Below are 15,910 nucleotides of genomic sequence, written 5' to 3'. Positions count from 1 at the left end.
ATGTGAACGAAGAGTCTTTATTAGTTAAAGCAGGAAGAAAATTTAATGATTATAAAGGGTCGATGAACCCACCAGTTTATCATTCTTCTACTATATTATTTCCTACTTACAAGGACTACTTAAATGCAGCAAATGGAGAAAGTATATACGATGTAATCAATGATGGTGTTGCAAGGGATTACAGTTACAGTAATGTTGGTACGCCTACTGTTCATTATTTTTCAAATGCACTGGCTGAAATTGAGGGTAGGGGACAAGCACTCATCTACCCTTCTGGATTATTTGCACTTACTTTTGCTATTTTGACTTTCACTAAAGCAGGTTCACATGTCCTGATACAAGATAATAGTTATTATAGGCTAAAGAGATTTGCCGAAAATGAGCTACCAAAAAGAGGAGTAGAAGTAACTTTTTATAATCCGACACAGGATATAACTGATTTAGTTCAGAGTAATACTTCACTCATCATGATTGAGACTCCTGGTTCTATAACGTTTGAGATTTCAAATATAGAGCATATAGTAAAAGTTGCTAAAGCACGTGGAATCGTAACCGTTTGTGACAATTCATGGGCCACTCCTTTGTTGTTTAAGCCGCTTGATTATGGAATTGATGTTGCACTATACGCGGTGACAAAGTATCTAGCCGGTCACTCAGATCTAGTGATGGGAGCTATGGTTGCTGAAAGTAAAATTTTTAAATTGCTTTATGAGAGCTATAAAAATTATGGAGTCACCATTCAATCGCATGACTGTTACCTTGCACACAGGGGACTTAGAACACTGCAAACACGCATGAGGAAGCATCAAAGTACAGCAATGCAAGTGGCAAAGTGGCTGGAAAAACATCCAAAAATCAAAAGAGTTTTGTATCCAGCACTTCCCTCCCATCCTCAACATGAATTATGGAAAAGTTATTTCAAAGGGGCAAGTAGCGTATTTAGTATAGTACTAGATAGAGAATATTCATGTGAAGAACTAGGCTGCATGGTTGATCACATGAAAGTTTTCGGCATTGGTGCTTCTTGGGGAGGATGTGACAGTTTGATATTACCAGTAGACCATAGATCTATGTCAAGATCTGTAATGAATTCAGATTATGGTGGAAGTTTTGTGCGAATATTTTGCGGACTAGAAGATCCTGAAGATTTGATTTTTGACTTGAATACTGCATTAATAAGACTGCCATGTTCAAGTGTTAAAGATGATTGTGAGACTGAAAGAGCTACTGCATAACATTGTAAATGCTGACTTTGATATTGAAATCAAAGGCGTCACATGTAATCCTAAGAGAGTTAAAGAAGGTTACCTTTTTGTTTGTGTGTCAGAAAGGAGTAAAGAACACGTAACATGTCTTCCTAATGGATGTGTACACAACTGTGTAGACGTTGTAATACAAGGGGCCAAGAAAGATGTCATACCAGTGCTCAGACACTGGGATCCAGAAAATTTAATTGTAAACAAGCATACTAGACAATTGTATAATGAAAACTGGATTCCAGTGTCCGCTACTCGAATGACAAGTACTCCAAGTTTTGCAGTGCTTTACCACTCGGACCCTCAAGGAATATACAGTGAAATAGTCAGCAGGTTTTATCAATTCAAACAACCTAAATATGTTGCTGCTGTAACTGGTACGAATGGTAAAACTTCAGTGGTGGAATTTTGTCGCCAGATTTGGCAAGATAATGTAGCGTCTATAGGAACACTGGGAACATGTGTCAATAATAATAGAAAAGATAATAGCCTTACAACGCCAAGTGCAGATGATCTTTATTCCACATTGCGTGACATAAATAATAAGAACGTAGAACACTTAGCATTAGAAGCTTCAAGCCATGGAATCGATCAATACAGAATCCATGGACTCAGGCTCAATGCTGCAGCTTTTACTAATTTCTCTCAAGATCATTTGGACTATCACAAAAGTATCGATGAGTATTTTGAGGCCAAGAAAAGGTTGTTTGATGAGGTATTGCCAAAAGAAAAAACAGCGATTTTAAATGCAGATATAGGCGAATATGGAGAGTTGCTCAACATAGCTGAAAAGCGTGGCAACAAAGTTATAACCTATGGAAAAAAAAACTCTGACATTACTTTATTAAAGCAGATACCCACTGCCAATGGTCAATACCTGACAATTCAAATCGGTGATGAAATTTATAACGCATTTTTTCCGATTTTTGGGCAATTTCAAGCATATAATTTGTTGTGTGCAATCGGTATAGTTATTTCATCTGGTATGGACTATCAAAGAATGTGTATAGATAAACTCGCTTCTCCATCTGGAAGAATGGAAAAAGTGAACACTTTTGCATTTGTCGATTACGCTCATACTCCAAGTGCACTCAAACAAGCTCTGTTATCTTTAAAATGGCACTTCAATAAAAAGATAGTTCTAGTGTTCGGTTGTGGCGGGAATCGTGATCAAACAAAACGTGCAGAGATGGGTAAAATAGCACAAATGCTTGCAGGTAAAGTTATAGTCACAGATGACAATCCGCGTGATGAAGATCCGGGGAAAATTCGTCACGATATTTTGTTACATTGCCCTGATGCACTGGAGATAGGAGATAGAAAAAAAGCTATAGAGAAAGGTATAAATATAGCACATGATGAAAATATGATTCTGCTAGTTGCAGGAAAAGGACATGAAAGATTCCAAATAATAGAAGGCCAATCCCTTGAATTTAGTGATGTTGAAGTTATTAGAGAGGGCCAAAAATTTGCTACTGCTGTTTTGCTCTCTCCTTCATCCAACGCCTGAATGGCTTTTTTCCTTAAGTCATAACTTTACGCTGCTGGCATTTTTACCTTCTTGTTACACTAAATCACTATCTTATCTTGTTCCTACTATTATGAGAAGAGCTATACAAGGATATGAAAGTGGAGATTGTGGTTACAAGATTAGTGAGAGAATATAGAAAAATTGAGGATGAAATATTGCGTGATATAGTTCATTTAGTGATAAAGGCTCTTACAGGTATAGTAGCGCTTCATAAGTAAGAATATTTTTACAAAGAATTTAATAATCACAATTTAGGCAATGATGAAAGTTCTTTAAGAAAAAAGTTTAATACTATCAAGAAAAGTTTGCATAGGCATAGCAATATAATACATAATAATCAAAATATCTAAAATTCTGTCAATTTATTTTCACAGTCAATCACTTGAGAATTCGGAAATTGATTTTTAAACCAAGTGTACTGGCGTTTTGCATAATGCCTTGTGTTTGTTTGAGCAATCTGTATTGCTTCGTCTAAAGTAATCTCCCCTTTTAAGTATCTTATAATTTCTGGTACTCCATGTGCTTTCATAGCTGGCAAATGTGGAGATGGGTTCATGCTAAGTAGGTTTTTTACTTCATCAATTGCTCCATTTTCAACCATTTCAATAAAACGAGAATTTATTTTTCGGTATATATCCTCACGTTTAGGTAGAATTGTATATACCTTAAAATTATTGAACAAAGGAGGCTGTCTATTTTCTTGCCATACAAAGATTGTCTTGCCAGTTTCAGTGATAACTTCAAGTGCTCTTGAGAGGCGATGTGAGTCATTAATAAATATTTTACCTTGAATCCTTGGATCTTTGCTTAGCACTAATTTGTAGAATTCCTCTTTACTTAAATTTTTCCTAAGTTCATTTACGTTTTCTCTCACTTCCTGGCTTATTTGTGGAATCGATGATAATCCCTTGATTAAGCTGCTAATGTAAAGCCCACTTCCTCCAGTGATGATGGGTATTCGTGAATTTTTCAGCGCGTTGTTAACTTCCCTCTTTAAATCCTCTAGCCATAAACCTACGGAATAATTTTCTCTTGCTGAAACATAACCGTATAGCCTATAAAATTCTTTCTGCTTTGGTGGTTGAGCAGTAATTACGGGAATCTCTTTGTATACCTGCTTTGAGTCACAGTTTATTATGCTAATGTTTTTATACTTTTTTATCAAGTTATCGCATAATTCTGATTTACCTGAGGCTGTAATTCCTGTAATAATTACTATATTATCCTTCATTTATATTAATTTAACTAACCTATGATAGGGTGTAGTAAAAATTTGGATTCTACAATCTAAAATTTGGAGACTTTTATGGCAGAAAATGATAACGATAACTCGTTTACTAAGCGTTTTACAAATAGGACCTCTAATGAGACAAGAGGAGGTTTTTCCAGTAAGTATTCATCTCAAAATACCAAAGAACATGCACTAGGAGCAAAAGGAAAAATTTCTGAATTGGCAAACAAAAAAGCTGAAGCCAAGGAAGCTTTTTCTGAAAGTGGCGGCATAAAGAGTAAAAGCAGAACTATCAACGAAAGATCCTTTGCTGATGCAACAAGAAGAAGTAGATCAGATCTCATATATCTAGTTCGTGGTAAAGATCGAGGAAGATCAGCTTGGCACTATGTATTAGTTGATAAAGATAAAAGAGAAATGTTTCTGGCAAAAAGTAGAACTGGCTCTATAGATGTTGCAGATTATGGAGAGATTTTATATTCAGGATGGGGAGATGATCCACCACAGGAGATAGTCGATAAAATCAATGCGGAGTTCGGATTGTAGTAAATCTGTTGTAAAAACGAGCAGTTGCTAATAAAATTTACTGTAAGTATACAGCAGATGCGTGCTAGCCATTTCGGTATCTTAATTGCTACCATATAGCGAGATAACTGTAAACCCAGAGCTATTGTAGACATAAGTTTTAGCTATATGGTATTTGAAGTAATAAATGCAATAAAAAATAATTTGTTAGCATGCTTTCCAACAGAGACAGTATATGCTCTTTCTTGTAATGCGCTAGGTAACGAATCTATAGAAAAAATATATCGAATAAAAAAGCGTTCTCAAAACAAGCCGCTCTCTGTATTTGTTAGTAATATTGATAGTTTGATAAATATAGCAAAGGTAAAGGAAGAGTATATCGATTTAATAAACTATTTTTCTCCTGGACCAATGACCTATATTTTACCACTTCAAGATAACAGTATATTACCAAATGAGTTCTTTAAAGATAGTATAGGCATAAGAATTCCTGATCATCCTATTGCGATTTCAATATTAAATGAACTGAAAACTCCAGTAGTTGCAACTAGTATTAACATTTCAGGAGAAAAAAGTATATGCAAAGCAAGAGATATACCTCAGTCTATTAAGCAACACTTATCTGCAGTAATTGAAGATGATGAATTAGTTTCTGGTATAGAATCTACTATTATTGACTTAACTGGAGACAAGATTAAGGTTTTAAGAAAAGGTAAAATTTCATTACAAACAATAAATAACGAATTTTCAAACTAAGATCTATAGGAGAAAGAATGAAAAAGGTGATAGGCCACAACCAAGCAAAAAAAAAGATAATGAACAACTTGTCTGTTCAATCTTGGCTGATCTGTGGTAAAAAAGGTATAGGAAAAGCAACATTCGCAAAATCCTTTTCTAATTGGTTTCTTATAAAAAATTACGATGAAGTAGCATTAGACTTACACATTGTTGAAGGTGATACAATAGGAGTGGAAAAGGTGAGAGAAATGAAAAACTTTTTGCACTTAAGCCCCATTCAATCAGAATATAAAATAGCTATAATAGATAGCTTAGAGTCAATGACTAATAATGCTAAAAATGCAATATTAAAAATATTAGAGGAGCCGCCACAAAATTCTAAAATATTTGTAATTAGCCATAAGCCATATGATGTACAAACCACCATCCGGTGTAGGTGTTTTCAGCTGAATTTACTTCCATTAACTTACGATGAAACAAAGCAGGTTGTTTCATCTCAGTGTAAATTCGACGATAAAATATTTAGTGAGATCATTACTTTGTTTCCTGGAACTCCGGGAGTAATAATAAATGCAATAAACAGTGGTGCTTATGAGTCACATAAGCATTTTTATACATTTTTCCGTAATCTAAATAATTCTGATATAGTTAATAAAATAATTAATAGTGAGATTGAGCTAGAACTAGCATCACATATAATTCAAACCTCCATTTTAGAAAGTATAAAGAAAGAAGTAAATAATGTTGAAATTCTACTAAGTCAATGGAAAGAAATAGATGAACTTTTCGTTGCTGCAAAGCAATTTCGCTTAGATAAAAAGCATGTTTTAGCTAATGTAGTTAACATCATGACACAAAAATATAATACTTTTAACATAAATTTATGATAAAATTCTGCTAATTTAATACTTAAAGTATATAATTTGACTGATAATAAATTAACTGTATGGAAATCAATAGAAGTTTTAACAAACACTATACTGAACATGCAGAAAGAATTGAGTTTAATCAAGAATACAGCTTCAGATCAAGACGTCACTTTAGAAAAAGGGAAGGAGCTGTCAAGTGGCATCTATGAGGCAAATTTTAAGCTAAATAAGGCAATCAATATAGCTACTTTGCCAAGAATTGGCTATCATATGATTAATGATGAACTTGTTGTACGTAATCATATTACAAAAGAGGAAGTAAAGATCCCTAGAGATTTTCATTACTTTAAAGTTGTTAAATCCAATCACGATGATTGTAAATTAACGTTTTGTAATTTTTTAGGTAATGAGTTTTTTGAATATAAAAAGTATGATCCACAATATTCTGGTCTTTCAGATGAATATAAACTCATGGATTTTGGTAATATAAAAAAGACTAATAATCTAAAACTTAAGGAGTATGTTGGTCATGCACCTAAATTTTTTGCTGTAGAAGGATCTATTGAGCCTGGATCTGAAAACCATGTAATTGATCTATTTGAGCTAGTCAGAGACGGTAAAGGCAAAAAAGTGGGAACTCTTGCTGATGAATTTGGTTATTTTGATGATCAAAATAAATTACACTACTATAATTATCACAAAAGTGCAGAAAGTAATACTTATGATCCTGAAAGCTTCAGTGTAAAAATGATAAATTTAGATGTGAGCAAAATTGATAAATTTCACCTTATTGCAGAACAAGGTGATATAATAATTCATCCTATTTTGGAAAATTTAGACATATTTTAAAGTTTTTTAGAGTATCCAGTATATTATATAATTGGGTTTGTATTATGGAAGATAAATTACTTGAATCAGTAAAAAACAAAAGTTACTTCAGGAAAGCAGTTGAATGGTATTGCCACAGATACCTGTTCTGCGTTGTAGAAAGATCTTGGATGGCGTTAATAGCGTTACTTCTCTTAGTATGTTTATTTTTATCACTACTAAACATATACCTATTACTTCCTGTTAAAAAAGATTTAAATTTTGTGAAGTATATGAACCACACAGAAGATGAGTTCTCTGCAATACATAAACTTAGTTTTAGTAAAAAAGAAGATGAGTACATTTCCATAGCAAGGTATTTAATAAGTAAATATATTGAAACATATGAGTCCTCTCGGACTGTTGAGCCAAAGTATCAAGAAAATTTTATAAAAAACAATTCTGTATACAAAATCTACCAAAACTTTCAGGAAAAAGTGAACAATGAAGCTGTTTCATCCACAAGAAAAATTACCAACATAAACGTAACAACATTATCTATTGACCGGTTGACCAAGAACTTAGTTACATTTGCTGGAAACGCTACTGTAGTTTTTACAGCTGAGCAAAATAAGAAGATGAAAGATTATGCTGTGGAGGTCAGCTTCACTTTGTCAAATATAAAAGCAACTCTAGCTGGAATAGTGCCATTTAAATTTATTGTTAATAGCTATAAATATAGATGATTATATTTATAACATTATTTGGTAGCTAAAAAAAATAACTAAAGTGCATATAGCAGTAATAACTGGGGGTAAAACTAGAAGCATTGGTGTCTTTTTAATAAAATAATTTCTAGAAGGTTTTGAGAAAAAGGCGTTGTAAATTATTGGTAAAAAGTATAGAGCATTGAGTATAGTACTAACAATTAACACTAGAGTTACAAACACAGAAAGTGTTACATTACTAGAGTTGAAAACAGCTTGAAAGATGAGAAATTTGCTCCAAAAAGTCGGAGCAGGAGGTACTCCTATCATGGACAATGCACCTATAGTGAATGCTATCATGCTAATTGGCATACTACGTCCTATACCGTGAATTCTATCTATATATTTTTCACCCGTTTTCGTTATTATGATACCTGCAAAAAAAAATAAAGTAATTTTTGCAAATGCATGGCAAACTAATTGAAAGATTGCAATCTTCATGCTGAATTCACTAAAAATTGAAGCGAACAATATAATATACGACAATTGGGAGATGGTAGAGTAAGCAAGCAATTTCTTTAATTCCTTTTGCTTTAATGCAATCAACGATGCAGTAATGATAGTAAATCCAGCAGCGTACGGAAGCCACCCTCCAGCAAACCAATTTTGCTGCACAAAACGTTGCATATTATCGACGCCAAAAGTATATAATATAACTTTGATGATGATGAAAACTCCGGATTTCACAACAGCAACAGCATGTAATAGTGCACTCACAGGAGTTGGTGCAACCATTGCTTTTGGTAACCAAAAATGCATTGGCATTAATGCAGCTTTTCCTATTCCATAAATCAGCATAGCAAAACACACTGCAATAAAAGTGATGAGTGAAGTATCAAACTTGAATATTCCACCACTTACAAAATCTAAAGTATGGAATTCATTATATAATAGGCCTATTGCAGGAAAAAATAATACTAAAGAAGAGAAAAATAGTAAACCAAAGTAATAGCGTCCTGCAATTACTGATTCATTTGTTGAGTTGTAAGTAATCAGAGGGTATGTACTAATAGTTAGAAGCTCATAAAAGACAAATGTAGTGAGCAAATCTCCAGAAAAAGCAATAAACATTGCACAACTGATTGATGTTGAAAAAAAGCATAGAAAACTTGAGTGATTGCTATCAGCATAGTTATTTCTCATATAACATATTGCATATATACTGGTTAGTACCCACAAAAATGATATTAATAAACTGAATATTGCTCCACTAGACTCTAGCTTTAAACTAATATGCAAATTATTACCAAAATCCATGAGAATAAATTGAGAATGATCACCATACACCAAATATAAAGTGCATAGAGATGTATACGCAAACAGAAGCATAGAAGAAGCAACAGTAACGCTACTGTTCACTCTGGGCCATTTACTAGTAAAAGAAATAGCTAATGCACTTAAAAGTGGGATCAACGCAGTAATTAACAAATAATTCTCAGTAATAAAAAGTGGCAAGGAAAGAGATATTAAAACAAAATCCATTAAGTAACTCATCTTTCTGTTTAGGTAAAGCTAAAATTATATTCAAGTTATAGAGAATTTGCTATTTTTTAGTTGTATATCGGAAGTGTTAAATAAACCATACGCATCAAGTTAAGAAAAAGTGGCGTAAGGAAGAAAGGAAATAAGAAAAAAACTATTTTATATATTAAGTAATAAAGTTAGTAATTTATAGATTTTTCTAAAAAAATATCTTATCCTAGATAAGAATTTCCTAAAAAAATAAATGTAACAAATAAAATGCCAATCTTAAATATTGCTATATTTCACGATAGCTACTTAATTTGGCACGTATGGTTTGTTAAACACTTCCAGAATTACTCAAAACCGCTACAGACTATATCTTTCTGTATAATCTTTAAATGCACCTCTATTGGAGTCAAAATGTAGTTTCACACTACCAATTGGCCCGTTTCTTTGTTTTGCAATGATCAGTTCTGCAATATTTCTAATTTTCTCCATTTTCTCTTGCCACTCTCGATGTTTATTACTTCCTTCATTTGGTTGCTTTCTTAATTCATAATATTCTTCTCTATAAAGGAACATTACTATATCCGCATCCTGCTCTATGCTTCCTGAATCACGTAAATCAGAAAGTTGTGGTTTTTTATCATCCCTTTGCTCAACAGAACGAGAGAGCTGTGATAGTGCAACAATGGGAATATTTAGTTCCTTTGCAATTGCTTTTAAACCCTGCGTCACTTCTGAGATTTCTTGCACTCTATTTTCACTACTCCTTTTTGTTGTTCCTCGAATTAACTGCAGATAATCGATAAAGACCAACTCTACATTATATAGTTGATAGAGAAGACGTATTCTGGTACGAAGAGCACTAATTGATAACGCAGGAGTGTCATCTATGATGAAAGGTAATTCGGATAGATCTGTACTAGCATTAATGAATTCGTGTAATTCAAAATCACTAATTCTCCCAGTCAGTGCCTTATAATAACCAATGCCTGAATCTATAGTAATCAATCTTGCGGTCAATTGCTCTGCTGACATTTCAAGTGAAAAGAATGCTACATAATGTTGTTTATCTGTTCTTTTTTGCAAAATCTTACAAGCATTAAGTGCGATGTTCAGCGCCAATGCTGTCTTTCCCATTGAGGGCCTTGCAGCTATAATTAACAGATCAGATTTCTGCAAACCACCAAGAAGCTGGTTTAGGTCTTGAAGTCCGGTTGTAATACCTAGAGCCTCTGGGTTATTCTTCAGCTTGCTGATCTTCTCAACCACATCTTTAATTGAACTTGCAAGCTTTATATATGTCTTATCACCTTGCTTTTTTACTGCTAAGTTGAACAACTTTGTCATTGCCTGCTCAATTTGTACCTGTGCAGGATTTTCAATGTCGTAGTTGTAACTATCGTCAACTATCTCCTGTCCGAGCTTGATTAAGCATCTCCTTAAATAAGTATCACGGATTATTCTGGTCAAGCTATAGATGTCAAGCGCAATGCTTGCCTTTGCTGCAAGTTTTGCTAGGTACTCAACTCCACCACATTCGGCAAATGCTTTATCATTCTCGAAAAACATCTTGAGGCTCAGTTCATTAGCAACTATACCGTGTTTTCTGGTTTTAGATATCTGGGTAAAAATGCTTTGATGTAGTGGATCATAGAAATTATCTGCTGCAATTATATCTTCGACTGCATCACAAATTCTATTATCACGAACCATTGCACCAATGAGCATTTGCTCTGCTTCTAAATTGTGTGGCAATTTACATATTTCTTCTCTTGAATCAATAAGATTGGCTAATTCATTCATTTTAATTTTTCAGAGTAATGATTGATTATTGTAGAATATTCAGTCCTTACTTGAAAGAGAAAAAATTTGACTAATCCTGTGTTGCTTATAGCATTAAAGTAGGCCCCTGTGGTGGAATGGTAGACACGGCAGACTCAAAATCTGTTGCTTGCAAAAGCATGCTGGTTCAAGTCCGGCCAGGGGCACTCAAATATTGGAAAATGCTTTATGTTACACAAGTTTTTTAATCGTTTATTTTCCATTCTTTCTTCGATAAATGCTATTCAAAGGGTAAAGAAAGATGAAAATGGAATATGTTACGTAACAGGACTTAGACGCTATTTGTCAGTGCTGCTTGATTTAATTATCATCGTTTTGTTCTTGCAGCTTTGCGGCCAAGCCTTAAGCCAACTCTTCATGAACTCAGAGAGCAGTAAAATATTAGGCCAAATTGCTGCGAAATATCAGATGCAAACACCATTATCTGCAGAGGAAACAGCAATGCAGAGTAAACTAATCAAGTTACTAGTTCTAAATCAGATAGTTCAATTTATTATGCTTTTTAGTTATGTAGCATATATGTGGATAAGATTTGGCGCTACACCTGGAAAGTTATTACTTGGACTCAGAGTTGTAAATGCACAAACTTTTGAAAAATTGACTCTAAAACAAGCAATAAAGAGGTTTTTTTCCTTTATATTGTCAACTTCACCACTATTCTTAGGTTTCATATGGGCAAGCTTCGACAAACGTTGCCAAACTTGGCACGATAAGATTGCAGGCACAGTAGTTGTAACAAGTAAAAGTCTTAGATGTATGGTCTCAGAACATAATAGAGTGGATTAAGGGTTCTGTCGCATTTGTAGGGAAGTAGAAAGAAGAATGATATAATTGTCTAAAAAAAAGCAAAGATGTTTCGTATCAATCAAAAATTGTTGCCATATTTCAAAGGATTTAGCTTTTCAGCGGATGTTATCTGTATACATGAAATGTCGATTCTCTTTGAGCTATCGAGATTTGGAAGAAATGATGAGTATAAGGGGAGCAAAATGCTACGTTACAAAGGTGGGTTATCACCACTGATAGATGAGGCAGTAAGGAAAAGAAAGAAGCAGGTTGGTAGTAGTTGGAGAGACTTACATTAAATTAAACGGTAAATGGGTTTATTTATATACTGTAGACTTGTGTGTTAGTAGAGACAAGTCTGCAGCACTTGCATTCTTTCGTAAAGCCTTCAGGAGTAACTATCTTCCTGAGAAAATTGTAATTGATAAAAGCGGCAGTAATACTGCTGCTCTTGATGATTTGAATGCAGAAATTTCTGAAGATTACAGTTCTTCAAATAAAATATCTAAATAATATTGTTGATAGATTTATCAAAAAACTAATAAAGCCAATGCTTGGGTTTAAAAGCTTCCATTCCGCAAAGATTACCATCACAGGCATAGAAAATATTCGTATGATTCAAAAAAGACAAATTATTAAAATAATGTTTCTACTTTTGAGAATTTTGCTATGTTAATGGCTTCATAACTCCTATAATCCCACCTTTTTTCCTATGGTTTATAGATTCGACAGAACCGACATATCAGTTGATAAACAGACTAATCAGTTATTGTTTATACCTATTTCAGCATGAAAATTATTGTGAGGCTTGATTTTATATATATCACTACACATAATAGACTTTAGTATAAATTAGTAATATGCATCCAATCATATACTTACTTAACCTGCTACTTGATCTTTACAGCTTCATTCTAATATGCTCAGTTGTTCTCGATTTGTTGATTAAATTGAATGTAGTGAACATGTATAATGAAGTTGTAAGCAACATAATGCAAACTTTAAACCGACTTACCCATCCTCCACTAAAGGTTATCAGAAGGTATATACAACCGTTCAATGGATTAGATTTATCCGTGATGATATTGATAATAGCAATTCACTTTGTAAAATATACAATTACTTATTACTTTAAGTAGATGTTAAAAAAACAGCTAAAATCAGCGATATACCTGTTACTCTTAATGTATATATATATATCGGTTTTTAGCTATAATTATCAAGATCCATCCTTAAATACAGCTACAAATCAGGAAGTAACAAATTTGGGCGGAGTGGTAGGTTCATATTTAGCTGATATATTGGTTCAATTTCTTGGACTCGCTAGTATTACAATAGCTACAACCGTAGTTTACTTTTTGATATCAAAAAGGCTGCTGAAAATTCTCTATTTAATATTAATCAATTTAGGAATATGCGCTACATTAGCGCAACTTTCGCTCGGTATCACTGCAAGGTATGTGCATGGCGGAATGATAGGAAATGCACTAATTAGTAACTACCCATTTTACATCTTTGCAGTAGCAGCATCAATAGGTTTTGTAGGGTTAATTGGTTGGAAGAGAACGGTTTATTCTTTACTTTTCCTATGTAAAAAAATATTTTCCCTTTTTACAAAGGTTCTGTTTTTCAGGTTACGTAAAACTACTGATTATTCAATAGCACCGTTAGTAGTAGAAGAAAAATATAGAACCACTAGACAACAACCAAAAGAAAGACAGAAAAAAGCTACCGAAGAGATTTTTAAACCACCTTCTAGCGAGTTTGAGTTTCCAAGCATTCACTTACTTTCTAAAGTAGAAGAATCTGTGCAGAGAAAACAGTTGAATGCATTAGAGAGCAATAAGAATTTATCTCTGCTCGAGCAGGTTCTAAGTGATTTTGGCGTGCAAGGAAAAATTATAAGTGTATGTTATGGACCGGTTGTGACTTTATACAAACTTGAACCACAAGCAGGCACAAAATCTGCAAGAGTGATTGGTCTTGCAGATGATATTGCACGTTCAATGAGTGCACTTTCTGCACGTATTTCAATAATTCGTGGACAAAATGCAATGGGAATAGAATTGCCAAATAAAGAACGAGAAATTGTTATGCTGCGTGATTTACTGGAATCGCCAGAATACCAAAATGCAAACTTAAATCTTCCGATTGCACTAGGCAAGGAAATAAGCGGAAAACCAATTATTGCAGATCTGACTAAAATGCCCCACTTGCTTGTTGCCGGAACTACAGGATCAGGTAAATCAGTTGCGATTAACACGATGATTCTGTCGCTTGTTTATCGATTAAGTCCTGATGAATGCAAGATGATAATGATCGACCCAAAGATGCTTGAGCTTTCAATATATGATGCAATACCGCATCTAATAACGCCAGTGGTAACAGAGCCAAAAAAAGCTGTTATTGCTCTTAAGTGGATCGTGAAAGAGATGGAAAATCGCTATCGTATGATGTCATATTTAAATGTGCGGAATGTAATAAACTATAATCAAAAAATTACAGAAGCGATGAATAGCGGAATAGAATTGGAACGCGTTGTACAGATTGGCTTTAACTCAACAACGGGTAAACCTTTGTTTGAAAAAATACCGATTAAAATGGAGACATTTCCGTATATTGTGGTGATTGTAGATGAAATGGCAGATTTAATGCTTGTTGCTGGCAAAGATATAGAATGCTCTATTCAACGTTTAGCTCAGATGGCTCGTGCTGCAGGAATACACATCATAATGGCAACACAACGCCCATCTGTAGATGTGATAACAGGTGTGATAAAAGCAAACTTTCCAACGAGAATTAGTTTTGCTGTTACTTCTAAGATAGATAGCCGTACAATACTTGGTGAACAAGGGGCTGAACAATTGCTCGGTATGGGTGATATGCTTTATATGGCCTCTGGTGGTAAGATTATTCGAGTTCACGGTCCATTTGTAAGTGATGATGAGGTACAAAATATAGTTGATCATCTGAAAATGCAAGGTGAGCCAAACTACATGGAGGAAATCACTCAAGAAGATGAAAATTCTTTTGCAGAATCAGAAGGTGAAACAGAGAATGAAGAGAACGATCTATACAAGCAAGCGGTGGCCATCATTCAGAGAGATCAAAAGGTTTCAACTAGTTACATTCAAAGGCAACTTAGAATAGGCTATAACAGAGCTGCAAATATTGTTGAAAGAATGGAGAAAGAAGGTATTGTCAGTGCTCCAAGTTACTCAGGAAAGAGAGAGATATTGGTAGAATGATCGCTAGCTTAAACTTTCAGGTCGGGGAAAGTTATTTTAAGATCAATGTATAATGATAGTTAATTTAATAATAATTTAAACATTGGGAATGTAAAATTATAATATATTAATTAGCTAGGGGGTTAAAATGGTAAAAGGAATTTTGCGCAATTGGTTAGGTGTAACAGAATTGCAAGAAAGTCAAAAGATAGATGCTGAGAAGTTTGAAAAAGTTTTTGGTGAATTAAAAAAATGGCAAGAAGCTCAAAATATTGATGCTAAGCAGTTTGAAGAGGTATTTAGTGCATTAAAAGAATGGCAAGAAGCTCAAAAGATAGATGTTGAGCAGTTTGAAAAAGTTTTTGGCGCATTAGAAGAAAAGATTGGTATTGAGCAGTTTCAAGGTATGCAAGAGCACTTAAACGGCCTGCAAGAAAAATTTACAGGTTTAGAAGAAAAAGTAGAGACATTTGCAGACATGGTAGGGGGACAAGAACAAGCAATACTATGTGCCATAGTCAGTGCTGTTGCTGTAATAGCGGTAACTAGCTTTGTTGCATTCTGTATCTATCAGGGAGTTAAGCTTGATAAAGAGAAGAAAAATGACTTGTCTCAAGATAAACCAAATGGGAAGTTTAGTAATGTAGGTGATACCGAAAAACTGAATAATAATTTACAACAAGTAAGAGCGTAATGCTCTTCTTGAAAAGGTGTTACGTAAAATTTGTAACACCTTAAATTTCCTTTAGATTATGTAGGTTTTGGTAGTAAATTTTTTAGAAAGATGTTTGTATTATAAAGTTGGTAGAGATTCTGATTTACTTGAAGTTTGTTAATTGGTATCTTTTAAAGCACAATATT

14 protein-coding genes, 1 tRNA gene and 1 pseudogene are annotated in these 15,910 nt (G+C 33.8%); 13 read left to right on the top strand and 3 right to left on the bottom strand.

What is annotated here, in order from left to right:
- Nucleotides 1-2: 2 nt before the first annotated feature.
- Together metC and ACICP1_RS02270 are read left to right on the top strand one after the other, a co-directional pair.
- Nucleotides 3-1,235 (top strand): cystathionine beta-lyase, encoded by a 1,233-nt coding sequence (gene metC / locus ACICP1_RS02275; protein WP_265030514.1) that lies wholly within the window; start codon nucleotides 3-5, stop codon nucleotides 1,233-1,235.
- A complete protein-coding gene (locus tag ACICP1_RS02270) occupies nucleotides 1,204-2,766 on the top strand; it encodes a Mur ligase family protein (protein WP_007302714.1) in 1,563 nt (520 codons plus the stop codon). The genes metC and ACICP1_RS02270 overlap by 32 nt, the downstream gene beginning before the upstream one ends.
- A gap of 367 nt (nucleotides 2,767-3,133) precedes the next feature.
- On the opposite strand, the gene miaA is transcribed toward ACICP1_RS02270, so the two are convergent.
- Nucleotides 3,134-4,018: a tRNA (adenosine(37)-N6)-dimethylallyltransferase MiaA gene (gene miaA, locus ACICP1_RS02265; protein WP_395461015.1), complete on the bottom strand. Its 885-nt coding sequence runs from the start codon at nucleotides 4,016-4,018 to the stop codon at nucleotides 3,134-3,136.
- 75 nt (nucleotides 4,019-4,093) lie between these two features.
- Between miaA and ACICP1_RS02260 the strand changes: the two genes are divergently transcribed.
- From ACICP1_RS02260 to ACICP1_RS02240, 5 genes are all read left to right on the top strand, one after another.
- Nucleotides 4,094-4,564: a hypothetical protein gene (locus ACICP1_RS02260; RefSeq protein ID WP_127464170.1), complete on the top strand. Its 471-nt coding sequence runs from the start codon at nucleotides 4,094-4,096 to the stop codon at nucleotides 4,562-4,564.
- A gap of 147 nt (nucleotides 4,565-4,711) precedes the next feature.
- Entirely contained in the window at nucleotides 4,712-5,299 is a 588-nt protein-coding gene (locus ACICP1_RS02255; RefSeq protein WP_006013379.1) for an L-threonylcarbamoyladenylate synthase, read from the top strand.
- 17 nt (nucleotides 5,300-5,316) lie between these two features.
- On the top strand, nucleotides 5,317-6,168 hold the full coding sequence (locus tag ACICP1_RS02250; RefSeq protein WP_395461014.1) for a DNA polymerase III subunit delta': 852 nt from the start codon (nucleotides 5,317-5,319) through the stop codon (nucleotides 6,166-6,168).
- Between the two features lie 36 nt (nucleotides 6,169-6,204).
- The gene (locus ACICP1_RS02245) at nucleotides 6,205-6,999 is read left to right on the top strand and encodes a hypothetical protein (protein WP_395461013.1); all 795 of its coding nucleotides are present in this window, start codon (nucleotides 6,205-6,207) and stop codon (nucleotides 6,997-6,999) included.
- A gap of 44 nt (nucleotides 7,000-7,043) precedes the next feature.
- Entirely contained in the window at nucleotides 7,044-7,703 is a 660-nt protein-coding gene (locus ACICP1_RS02240; protein ID WP_139686506.1) for a VirB8/TrbF family protein, read from the top strand.
- A gap of 6 nt (nucleotides 7,704-7,709) precedes the next feature.
- On the opposite strand, the gene ACICP1_RS02235 is transcribed toward ACICP1_RS02240, so the two are convergent.
- Nucleotides 7,710-9,206 carry a proton-conducting transporter membrane subunit gene (locus ACICP1_RS02235; RefSeq protein ID WP_010407433.1) on the bottom strand — a complete coding sequence of 499 codons (1,497 nt, stop codon included), beginning with the start codon at nucleotides 9,204-9,206 and terminating at the stop codon, nucleotides 7,710-7,712.
- A gap of 348 nt (nucleotides 9,207-9,554) precedes the next feature.
- Entirely contained in the window at nucleotides 9,555-10,997 is a 1,443-nt protein-coding gene (locus tag ACICP1_RS02230) for a replicative DNA helicase (RefSeq protein WP_139686507.1), read from the bottom strand.
- 102 nt (nucleotides 10,998-11,099) lie between these two features.
- On the opposite strand from ACICP1_RS02230, the gene ACICP1_RS02225 reads away from it, so the two are divergent.
- The 6 genes and pseudogenes from ACICP1_RS02225 (at nucleotide 11,100) to ACICP1_RS02200 (ending at nucleotide 15,743) form a co-directional block, all read left to right on the top strand.
- Nucleotides 11,100-11,182 (top strand) — tRNA-Leu (locus ACICP1_RS02225).
- 22 nt (nucleotides 11,183-11,204) lie between these two features.
- Entirely contained in the window at nucleotides 11,205-11,822 is a 618-nt protein-coding gene (locus ACICP1_RS02220) for an RDD family protein (protein WP_264374840.1), read from the top strand.
- 65 nt (nucleotides 11,823-11,887) lie between these two features.
- A pseudogene (locus ACICP1_RS02215) lies at nucleotides 11,888-12,509 on the top strand (IS6 family transposase).
- 173 nt (nucleotides 12,510-12,682) lie between these two features.
- A complete protein-coding gene (locus ACICP1_RS02210) occupies nucleotides 12,683-12,961 on the top strand; it encodes a YggT family protein (protein WP_010401649.1) in 279 nt (92 codons plus the stop codon).
- Nucleotides 12,962-15,070 (top strand): DNA translocase FtsK 4TM domain-containing protein, encoded by a 2,109-nt coding sequence (locus ACICP1_RS02205; RefSeq protein WP_395461012.1) that lies wholly within the window; start codon nucleotides 12,962-12,964, stop codon nucleotides 15,068-15,070. It abuts the gene before it with no gap.
- Nucleotides 15,071-15,197: 127 nt separating this feature from the next.
- A complete protein-coding gene (locus ACICP1_RS02200) occupies nucleotides 15,198-15,743 on the top strand; it encodes a hypothetical protein (protein ID WP_264687221.1) in 546 nt (181 codons plus the stop codon).
- Nucleotides 15,744-15,910: the final 167 nt, after the last annotated feature.

The organism is Wolbachia endosymbiont (group B) of Ablattaria laevigata (assembly GCF_964277395.1).
In the GTDB taxonomy this organism is placed as follows: Bacteria; Pseudomonadota; Alphaproteobacteria; order Rickettsiales; family Anaplasmataceae; genus Wolbachia.
The sequence above is the reverse complement of the archived record's forward strand: the minus strand, read 5'-3'. Positions and strand labels throughout refer to the sequence as shown.